This window comes from Megasphaera sp. UBA4382 (genome assembly GCF_002391155.1).
GTDB classification, from domain to species: Bacteria; Bacillota; Negativicutes; order Veillonellales; family Megasphaeraceae; genus Megasphaera; species Megasphaera hexanoica.
The window spans coordinates 1-9,974 of sequence record NZ_DGRS01000043.1; the positions used below are offsets into that span (position 1 = coordinate 1).

Annotated in this window: 11 protein-coding genes, 1 tRNA gene and 1 pseudogene; 11 read left to right on the plus strand and 2 right to left on the minus strand. The window is 53.3% G+C overall.

Features of this window, described 5'->3' with window-relative positions; all coding sequences use genetic code 11:
* The 4 genes from tgt to secF form a co-directional block, all read left to right on the plus strand.
* Positions 1-837 (plus strand): tRNA guanosine(34) transglycosylase Tgt (gene tgt / locus B4H10_RS04795; RefSeq protein ID WP_292018304.1); only part of this gene is annotated, 837 nt, incomplete at its 5' end.
* Positions 838-888: 51 nt separating this feature from the next.
* The gene (gene yajC / locus B4H10_RS04800) at positions 889-1,215 is read left to right on the plus strand and encodes a preprotein translocase subunit YajC (protein WP_234995450.1); all 327 of its coding nucleotides are present in this window, start codon (positions 889-891) and stop codon (positions 1,213-1,215) included.
* 30 nt (positions 1,216-1,245) lie between these two features.
* Entirely contained in the window at positions 1,246-2,481 is a 1,236-nt protein-coding gene (gene secD / locus B4H10_RS04805; protein WP_083237175.1) for a protein translocase subunit SecD, read from the plus strand.
* Positions 2,478-3,410, plus strand: coding sequence for a protein translocase subunit SecF (gene secF / locus B4H10_RS04810; RefSeq protein ID WP_059075737.1), 933 nt, complete (start codon positions 2,478-2,480; stop codon positions 3,408-3,410). The genes secD and secF overlap by 4 nt, the downstream gene beginning before the upstream one ends.
* 115 nt (positions 3,411-3,525) lie before the next feature.
* On the opposite strand, the gene B4H10_RS04815 is transcribed toward secF, so the two are convergent.
* A complete protein-coding gene (locus B4H10_RS04815) occupies positions 3,526-4,704 on the minus strand; it encodes an MFS transporter (RefSeq protein WP_292018305.1) in 1,179 nt (392 codons plus the stop codon).
* A gap of 134 nt (positions 4,705-4,838) precedes the next feature.
* Between B4H10_RS04815 and B4H10_RS04820 the strand changes: the two genes are divergently transcribed.
* The 7 genes from B4H10_RS04820 (at position 4,839) to B4H10_RS04850 (ending at position 9,535) form a co-directional block, all read left to right on the plus strand.
* Positions 4,839-4,915: transfer RNA gene (locus B4H10_RS04820), tRNA-Ile, on the plus strand.
* A gap of 147 nt (positions 4,916-5,062) precedes the next feature.
* Positions 5,063-5,722: a deoxyribose-phosphate aldolase gene (gene deoC, locus B4H10_RS04825; protein WP_059075739.1), complete on the plus strand. Its 660-nt coding sequence runs from the start codon at positions 5,063-5,065 to the stop codon at positions 5,720-5,722.
* On the plus strand, positions 5,709-6,698 hold the full coding sequence (locus tag B4H10_RS04830) for an MBL fold metallo-hydrolase (RefSeq protein WP_059075740.1): 990 nt from the start codon (positions 5,709-5,711) through the stop codon (positions 6,696-6,698). Before deoC ends, B4H10_RS04830 begins: the two co-directional genes overlap by 14 nt.
* Entirely contained in the window at positions 6,698-7,810 is a 1,113-nt protein-coding gene (locus tag B4H10_RS04835; RefSeq protein WP_414674000.1) for a S1C family serine protease, read from the plus strand. Before B4H10_RS04830 ends, B4H10_RS04835 begins: the two co-directional genes overlap by 1 nt.
* Complete coding sequence (rlmH, locus tag B4H10_RS04840) at positions 7,807-8,286, plus strand: 23S rRNA (pseudouridine(1915)-N(3))-methyltransferase RlmH (RefSeq protein ID WP_075582063.1); 480 nt, start codon at positions 7,807-7,809, stop codon at positions 8,284-8,286. Before B4H10_RS04835 ends, rlmH begins: the two co-directional genes overlap by 4 nt.
* Before the next feature lie 239 nt (positions 8,287-8,525).
* On the plus strand, positions 8,526-8,996 hold the full coding sequence (locus B4H10_RS04845; protein WP_059075779.1) for a CBS domain-containing protein: 471 nt from the start codon (positions 8,526-8,528) through the stop codon (positions 8,994-8,996).
* A 14-nt stretch (positions 8,997-9,010) separates the two neighbouring features.
* A complete protein-coding gene (locus B4H10_RS04850; RefSeq protein WP_059075743.1) occupies positions 9,011-9,535 on the plus strand; it encodes a CBS domain-containing protein in 525 nt (174 codons plus the stop codon).
* Positions 9,536-9,626: 91 nt separating this feature from the next.
* On the opposite strand, the pseudogene B4H10_RS04855 reads toward B4H10_RS04850, so the two are convergent.
* Positions 9,627-9,974, minus strand: a pseudogene (locus tag B4H10_RS04855) (ATP-dependent chaperone ClpB); the annotation flags it as partial.

Below are 9,974 nucleotides of genomic sequence, written 5' to 3' on the forward strand. Positions count from 1 at the left end.
GACAGCGGCGGCTTCCAGGTGTTCAGTCTGGGGCAGATGCGGAAAATCAAAGAAGAAGGTGTCACCTTCCGCAGCCATCTCGACGGCTCGAAGAAATTTCTGTCGCCGGAAGTATCCATGGATATCCAGATGGCCCTCAATTCGGATATCGCCATGGCCTTTGACGAATGCATTCCCTATCCGTCGGACTATGAATACACGAAACTTTCGACGGAACGGACGAGCCGCTGGGCACAGCGCTGCCTCGACCACCATCACAGTGATACCCAGGGACTGTTCGGCATCGTTCAGGGCGGCATGTACGAAGACCTGCGCCGTAAGAGCTGCGAGGATCTGGTGGACATGGATTTTGATGGATATGGCATCGGCGGCTTGAGTGTTGGCGAGAGTAAGGATATAATGTATGAAGTGCTGGGTTATACGACCAAACACCTGCCACGGGAAAAAGCCCGCTATCTCATGGGTGTCGGCACGCCGGATTGTCTCGTCGAAGGGGTGGCCCGCGGCGTCGATATGTTCGATTGCGTATTTCCGACCCGCGTTGCCCGCAACGGCATGGCCATGACCCATACGGGACGCCTCACGGTGCGCAATGCCCGGTATGCCCACGATTTCCATCCCATTGAAGAGGGCTGCCAGTGCTATACGTGCCGCAACTATACGCGCGCTTATATCCGCCACCTCTTCAAGGCGGAAGAACTCCTGGCCTACCGGCTGGTGAGCATCCATAATCTGTATTTTCTCCTTGACTTTATGCGCCAGATGCGTCAGTCTATATTAGATGGTACATTCCGTACATTCCGCGAACAGTTCTGGAAACGGTATCAAGATGGGTAATTCTACACATCATGTACATATATTATATTTATTCACTAGGAGGTAAAAACTGTGGATTCTATTGCTAATTTTTTTAACGGTTTGACTAACTACGATAACCTGGGCTTTCTGGGTGACCTCGGCCAGATGTGGCCGCTGCTCTTCATGGTCCTCTTGTTCTACTTCATTTTGTATCGTCCGCAGAAGCGTCAGCAGAAACGGCGTCAGGAAATGTTCTCCAATCTGAAGAAAAACACCAAAATTGTTACCGTTGGCGGCCTCTATGGCGTAATTACGGATATCAAAGACGACTATGTCCGCATCCGCATTGCCGATAAAGTGGAAATCAAGCTGAAGAAAGAATCCATCAGCGCGATTGCCGGCGACGAAGAAGACTAAGGGGAGGGACTTCTCTTGCGGACCCGCAATATGATTAAGTTTTCCGCTGCCGTCATCATCATTCTGGCAGCATTTATCACCTTCATCTATCCCCTGGCCAATTCCATCAAGCAGGGCCTGGATTTGCAGGGTGGTACCCATATCGTACTGGAAGCCGTCGATACACCGGAAGCACCGGTTACAGACGATTCCCTGAACCGTGCTGTCTCCATCGTCGAACGGCGTATCAATGAAATGGGCCTGACTGAACCGATTGTCCAGAAAGAAGGGGCACGGCGGATCATCGTCGAACTGCCGGGGGAAAAGAATCCGGAAAAGGCGATTGAAACCATCGGCAAGACGGCGGTCCTGGAATTTAAGGATGAATCGGGCACGACGCGCATGACCGGGAATGATCTGAAAACGGCAAAAGAACAGATCGACCAGGGCAAGAAGAACGTCGTCGCCATTGAATTTACCGACGAAGGGGCCAAGAAATTTGCCGACCTCACGGCTTCCAACGTAGGCCGTAAAATCGGCATTTACCTCGATGGCGCACCCCTTACCGAACCGGTCGTCAACGAACCGATTACGGGCGGCAAGGCAGTCATCACCGGCAGCAAGACCCTGGAAGATGCCAAGAATCTGGCCATCCTGCTCCGTTCCGGCGCACTGCCGGTCAAGCTGCAGGTCATGGAAGTCCGTACCATCGGGCCGAGCCTGGGCCAGGATTCCAAGGTCAAATCGGAAAAAGCCTTTGCCATCGGCATCGTGCTCATCATGATTTTCCTGATCATCATCTACCGGATGTCCGGCGTAGTGGCCAATATCGCCCTTCTGGTCTACGTCCTCATCCTGTTGTCTATTTTGAAGTACCTCGATGCCACCCTGACTCTGCCAGGCATCGCCGGGGTCATCCTGTCCATGGGCTTTGCCGTCGATGCGAATATCCTGATATTCGAACGATTTAAGGAAGAAGTGCTCATTGGCAAGAGTCTAAGGACATCTATGGAGGCTGGCTTCAAGCGGGCGTTTAACACAATCCTCGATGCCAACGTATCGGTCATGATCGCGGCTATCGTCCTCATCGTCATGGGCAGCGGCACTGTAAAAGGCTTTGCCGTCAACCTGGCACTGGGGATTATCGTCAGTATGTTTACGGCGATCATCGTCAGCCGTTCGCTCCTGACGTGGTTCATCAATACGGGGCTCATTACCAATCCCTGGTTCTACGGGCTGAACCGCAAGGTACCGGAACATATGAAGAATAAGGGGGGACACAAATGAGATTCAACATCGTAGCTCATAAAAAATGGTGGTTCACCCTGTCGTCCGTGCTGGTCATTTTCAGTATCATCTCCATTTTTATCAATGGGTTCAACTTTGGCATTGACTATACGGGCGGCACGATTCTGGACATGCAGTTCAAGCAGCCTGTCACCGTCTCCCAGGTGCGTGAAGTCGTGGACCAGTCCAATATGGACCTGGAAAACAGCGTCATCCAGCTTTCCGGGGTCAGCGATCAGGATTCGTCCCAGGATGTCATGATCCGCATGCGCAACCTGTCGTCCGATGAAAGCAAGGCGATTGCCGACCAGCTCAGCAATAAACTGGGCGGGGCCGAAGTGAAGCGGACCGAATCCGTCGGGGCTGTCATCGGCTCGGAAGTCACGAAAAATGCAATCATGAGCCTGGCCGTGGCCTTTATCGCCCTGGCGGCGTACATCACTCTCCGGTTTGAATACAAAATCGCTCTTTCCGCCCTCGTTTCCATTCTCCATGATTTGATCATGGTACTGGGCTTTTTCTCCTTTTTCCATCTGGAAATCGATGCGACTTTCCTGGCAGCTATCCTGACCGTCGTCGGGTACTCCATGAATGAAGCGGTCGTCATCTTCGACCGTGTCCGTGAAAACACGCGGACTCACCGCCGCACCGATACATATGAAAAGCTGGCTTATGACAGCATCGCCCAGAGTATCCACCGCAGTATTTATACCCTGACGACGGTACTCTTTGCCTGCGGTGCCCTCCATTTCTTCGGCGGGGAATCGACGAAGAATTTTTCCCTGGTCATGCTCATTGGCTTTATCAGCGGGGCCTACAGCTCGATTTGCGTCGATACATCGCTGTGGGTTGTCTGGAAAAATCATACGAGCAACCGCCGCGGACCAAAAGCTGTCAGCCATGACGAAACGGAAGAAGAACCGGTATAAGAGCGTAGTTTGGAAAAACATAGTTTGCAATTGGCAGAAATGCATACCAAAAACAGCTTGTCGTAAGACAAGCTGTTTTTGGTAACATCTAATCACTAATCACTAGCCACTAGCCTCACACTTTCTCCTCTTCCCATGCTTTGGGGACGGGAACGAGGAAGGTAAAAACGCAGCCTATGGCAGCGCATATCCAGAGAATCTGCATGGCTGTCTGGACGCCCCAGAGGTCGGCACCCCAGCCGACGACCGGTGACAGGAGGCCACCTACGGTCGTGCTCAGGCCCAGAGTGATGCCCGAAGCAAAGCCGACGTTTTTGCCCAGGTAGGTCTGACCGAGGACGACGATGGGACTGTAGGGAGCAAAGAGAGAGAAGGCGACGGGCAGCAGGAGCAGTGTGGCCAGCCAGAGCTGGGAACTGTTGACCAGGAAGAACATGGCCGGCACCATGATGAGGAATGAACCGCGCATGACCCGGATGAAGCCAAAACGGTCGGCCATGATACCGCCCAGGAAGGTGATGACGACGCCCATGGAAAACAGGATGGACAGGGCCATACTGCCCGTAGAGGGCGTGGCTCCCAGGATGGTGATCCAGTAAATGGGGATGAACGTATTACACAGGGTAAAGCCGATAGAACGGGCGAATATGACGACAGTCAGCTTGCTGAAGGCGCCCCAGTCATTTTCATGAGAGGCTCCCGGATGCGCTTTGGCTTCGGCTTTGTCAGCGGCGGCAGCCATGGTGAGGATGGTGGACATGGAGTGGTAGAGAATAGCGGCGACGATCACGTTGACTATGCCGTACAGGACCAGCCCGTGGATGTCAAAGGTATAGGCACTGAACCCGGCTACCATCGGGCCGATGGCAAAACCGGCATTGCCGCCGACGGAAAAGCTGCCCAGAGCCTGTCCTTTGAGAGAACCGGCGATGCGGTTGACCATACGGGCGGCTTCGGGATGGAACAGACTGCCTCCTAGGCCGCTGATCATGGAACAGAACAGGATGACCCAGTAATTGGTCGTAAAGGCCAGGGCCGTCAGAGACAGGCCGCTCAGCACGGGACCAAGTGGGACCAGCCAGGGCTTGGAAATCCGGTCGGAATAGTAGCCGATGAGCGGCTGTGTTACCGATGACAGGAGAATATTGGCAAAGATGATGCCCGCCGCCTGCTGGTAATTGAGCTGGCAGGCCGTGATAAAATACGGTAGCAGGGCAGGGATGCCGCCTTGGGCCCAGTCTACGGAGAAATGGCCCATGGTAAATAAATAGACATGGGGGTCGAGTTTTTTCATGGAAATCCCTTCTTTATGATAATATAAACATATATGTCAATAACTATCATTGTACCATACAGGACATATAATTGACAGAAAAATTTCTTGACAAGATGTCTTTGTGTGATATACTAAGAAAGTCGCTAGGACATGGGCCTATAGCTCAGCTGGTTAGAGCGCACGCCTGATAAGCGTGAGGTCGGTGGTTCAAGTCCACCTAGGCCCACCACAAAGAACACCGTACGAGATACGCTCCGTATGGTGTTTTTTTCTACCCTTTTTCCTGTTTTTTTGGTATGGAACTTTCCTCGTTTTGTGCTATAATTAAAAATCACAGGATTTACATTTTACTGATGCGTTTAAAGGAGGGTCTGTCATGTCTATTGCAGCCTGTATTGAACACACGAATTTAAAACCGGAAGCGACGCCCGGAGATATCCGCCAGCTTTGCCAGGAAGCGCGTACGTACGGATTTGCCGCTGTTTGCGTCAATTCGTCTTATGTAGAACTGGCGAAACAGGAACTGGCCGGGACATCCTGCCTGGTGACATCGGTCGTCGGATTTCCTCTTGGAGCTATGGCCAGCAAGGCAAAGGCCATGGAAACAGCCGAAGCTGTAGCCAGCGGGGCTGATGAAATTGATATGGTCCTGGCTATCGGCCGGGCCAAAGCCGCCGACTGGGAGTACGTCTATCAGGACATCCGCCTCGTCGTGCTGAGTGCGGCCAGCCGTCCCGTCAAAGTGATACTGGAAACGGGGCTTCTCACAGATGAAGAAAAGGTAAAGGCCTGCCAGGTGGCTGTCGAAGCAGGAGCTGCCTATGTCAAGACGTCGACGGGCTTTGGCCATGGTGGAGCGACCGTCCACGATGTGGCTCTCATGAAACGGGCCGTAGACGGCAGTGCCAAAATCAAGGCCTCCGGTGGTATCCACGATTATGCCTCGGCGCGGCAGCTCGTAGAAGCCGGTGCCGACCGCCTCGGTGCCAGTGCCGGCATTGCCATCGTACAGGGAGAACTCCATGACGGAGAGTGAAATCCGGCTGGCGCAACTGGCCCAGTCTATCGGCAGGGCGCGCCGTATTGCTTCCGGAGCTGCTGTGACGGAGGAACCGGCAGGGTATCCATCCCTCGCTGCCGATTTCAGCCAGACGAAATCGGCAGCCGTGTCTGAAGATGGAGGCTCGTTCCTGAAAAGCCAGACCGTCAGCCACAACGGCGACTGCCTGGTCAGCCTCCTGGCCAGCGGCAGTAGTGGCAATGCCGCCTTTATCCGCTGTGGACGGACCTGCGTGCTCATCGATGCCGGCATCAGCTGCCGGCGCATTGAAAAAGGACTGCGCCGGTTCGGGTATGCTTTGTCTGACCTCGATGCCGTCCTCATTACCCATGAACACACGGACCATGTGAGCGGCCTGCCCGTCCTGTTGAAACGGACCCATATGCCTGTCTATACGACACAGGAGACCTGGCAGGCCATGGGCAATAAGATTCTCCCTTATATGGACCGCTTTGTCCGCCTGCCGCGCCGCCTTTCCCTGGGAGAGATGCAGATCGTTCCCTTTGCGACCAGCCATGATGCGGCCCGGTCGGTGGGTTATTCCCTGTATCACGGCGACTGCAAGATTACCCTGGCAACGGACCTGGGCTGTATTACACCCGATGTCATGACGGCCGCTTCCTGGTCGGATATGCTCATCCTCGAAGCGAATCATGATGAAACGATGCTGCGAAACGGGCCTTATCCCTACGCCCTGCAGCAGCGTATACTGGGAAATCAGGGCCATCTGTCCAACCGGACGGCAGCGGAATTTCTCAGCTCTCTGCCGCGGCGGGGAATGGTCAAGGTCCTGCTGGCCCATCGCAGTGAACACAACAATACACCGGCCCTTACGGTGCAGACCATGCGCGATGTTCTCACGGGCCATGGCCTGGTCATCGGGCAGGATATGTTATTGCGCCTCGCCTCGGCGACGGGATCCGTGCGATTTTTGAACGGAGGTACTCTATAATGACACGAAAAAAATGGCTGACAGCGCTGGTCGCTGTTCTCCTGATTGGCGCCGGTATTGCCGGCGGCTTTAAAATCCATGAAACATTTTTCGGCAGCCAGACCTATTCGGGCAATCTGAACCAGCTGCAGGAACCGGCCAAGAGTGAAGCCATATCCGATGCCCGCAATACGGCCGTTGTGCAGGCAGCCAAAAAAGTCGGTCCTGCTGTCGTCGGGATTACGACGAAAGTATATAACCGCGACATTTTTAACCGCAAAGTCCTCGTCGGCGAGGGCGTCGGTTCAGGCATCATTTTCGATAAGTCGGGATACATTGCGACGAATAATCACGTCGTCGGGACGGCGAAAACGGTCATCGTCTCTCTGGCCGATGGACAGAGTACGGAAGGAACCGTCGTCGGCCGCGATGAAAAGACCGATCTGGCCGTCGTCAAGATTAATGTCGATAATCTGCCCGTTGCCGAATTTGGTGACAGCGACTCTTTGCAGGTCGGTGAAACGGCCATCGCCATCGGCAACCCTCTGGGACTGGAATTCCAGGGAACCGTAACGGCCGGCGTCATCAGTTCCCTCAACCGGACTATCGGTGTGGAAGGGGAAGGGATGAAACTGATACAGACTGATGCGGCCATCAATCCCGGCAATTCCGGCGGCGCTCTCGTCGATGCCGATGGTAAGGTCATCGGTATCAACAGTGCCAAGATTTCCAAGGAAGGCGTAGAAGGCCTGGGATTCGCCATTCCCATCAATACGGCCCGGCCCATCCTGGAATCGCTCATCAAGAATGGCAAAGTATCCCGTCCGTACCTCGGTTTCTACGGACTCGATAAGAAGATGGCAGCCCGCTTTGGCATGAAGCTCAACGTGAGTGGCGTCTATGTGTACAAAGTCATTGCCGGCGGTCCCCTGAATCAGGCAGGCCTGCGTCATGGCGATGTCATTACCAAGGTCGGCGATACGACGATTGAAGCCTTTACGGATCTGCAGGACGCTCTTTCCAAGACCAGACCCGGCGATACCGTGACAGTTACTTTCGACCGCAATAGTTCGAGCCAGAGTGCCGACGTAGTGCTTCAGGAAGCTCCGGCCGATGACGAGGATGACCAATGAAATACCACATTATAGCTACGGGCAAAATCAAAGAAGCATATCTTACGGCAGGTATTCAGGAATTTCTCAAGCGTCTGCGCCCATACGGACAGGTGGAACTGACCGTCCTTCCGGAAGAAAAAATGCCTGACCATCCTTCCCCAGCCCAGAAAGAACAGGTGCTGGAAAAAGAAGGGGAGAAAATGCTCTCTCATGTGCATACTGGTTCCCACTTGTTTGTCCTCGATGTGGCAGGAAAACTTATTTCCTCGGAAGAGTTATCACAGCGCTTTTCCGACCTGGCCCTCTATGGTACCAGTGAACTGACTTTCATCATCGGCGGTCCTTTTGGCCTTTCCGAATCGTTGCGCCGCCGCGCCGATGAACGCATATCCTTCGGGCGCATTACCCTGACCCATCAGATGATCCGCCTTATTCTGGTGGAACAGATTTACCGGGCCATCAAAATCGCCCGCCACGAACCGTACCATTTATAACCGGGAATGGCCCTGTGGACGGGATGTCCGCTATAGAGTCGTTGAAACAAACAGAATCCCCGGATGCCTTGCTGTATATGGAACAAGGTGTCCGGGGGTTTTATTGCAATTTTACCAAAGTATTCTTCTGCATCTGGCAGGAAATTGGAGTTATGTGTCAAATTATATATATAGAAAATAAAATCATAACCGGCAGGCATCCATGGGAGGGAAAGCCTGCTTATAAAGGAGTGATTTATATGGCACAGCATATAGCATCAGAAATCATGGAAAAAGCCTTTGTGACGGCCGGCCCGGATACATCTGTCTATGAACTGGTCAATTTATTTGTCAAGAATAAGGTGACGGCCATCCCCATCATCAACGATGAAGATGAACTGGTCGGTATCGTCACCGATGCGGACCTGCTGTACAAAAAAGTAAAACCCCACGTACCGCATTACGTCAACCTTCTCGGCGCCAGTATTTATTACAGTGGCATCAGCGCCTACAACCGGGGATTCAAGAAACTCATGGCCGGGACGGCGAAAGAACTGATGACCAAAGATGTCATCATTGCCGCACCGGATGCACCGGTCGAACAGATTGCCGGCGTCATGGTGGCGGAACATCTGAAAGTCATTCCCATCGTGGACAAGAAACACGTCGTAGGCATCGTGACACGTGGCAACATCCTGGACGAATTGTATCAGGAATACGGTGAATCGTAGGGGAGGCGGGCTATATGGATGAAGCAGAACTGAAGAAACAGCCCGGCACAGACGGAACGGAAAAGAAACAGGCTCCTGTCGTACCGGTCCGCGATGTCATGTACAAGATGTTTGTCTCTGTCACGCCCGATACGCCGGTGCGCAAGTTATTCCGACTTTTCGTCAAACACCGCCTGCTGGCCGTGCCCGTCGTCGATGATGAAGAACACCTTATCGGCATCATTACCAGTGCGGACCTCATGTACCGCAGTTCCAGGCCCCACATTCCCCGGGCTCTGCCGATTATCGGTTCGAAAATCATGACCAGCCGCATCAATAAGTATGCCAAGGAATTCCGGACGCTCATGGATGAACCATGTGAAAAACTGATGACCCGCGACGTGGTCATCACGACGCCCGATACGGACGTAGAACAAGTAGCGGCCGCTATGGTCATCGAACACCTGAAAGTCATCCCCGTCGTCGTCAACAAGCGAGTCGTCGGCATGATTACCAGGTCTAATGTCTTGAAGCAGCTCTACAAAGAATACAATGAATAACAGAATATAGAAAAAGCGGCTGGTGCACTACGTAATCACACGTAATGCACCAGCCGCTTTTATCATTTGAAGTCACGTCAAACGTCAAACATCAGGCTTCTTTCTGCTGTCTGTACGGCGTGAACGTAAATTGCTGGCCATCGTAGTTGATGGAGACCGTATCGCCTTCACGGACGACGCCGCTGATGATGTCGCGGCTGAGTGCCGTTTCGACGGTATGGACAATCAGGCGGCGCAGCGGACGGGCACCGAACTGCGGGTCATAGCCCTGATTGGCCAGCGCCTGCAGTGCTTCATCGGTCCAGGTAAGGTGAATCTTGACCTGTTTTTCCAGACGTTCACTCAGGCGTTTGAGCAGGATGGTGGCAATATTGCGTACCTGATCTTTGCCCAGAGCCTTGAAGACGATGATGTCATCGACACGGTTGAGGAATTCCGG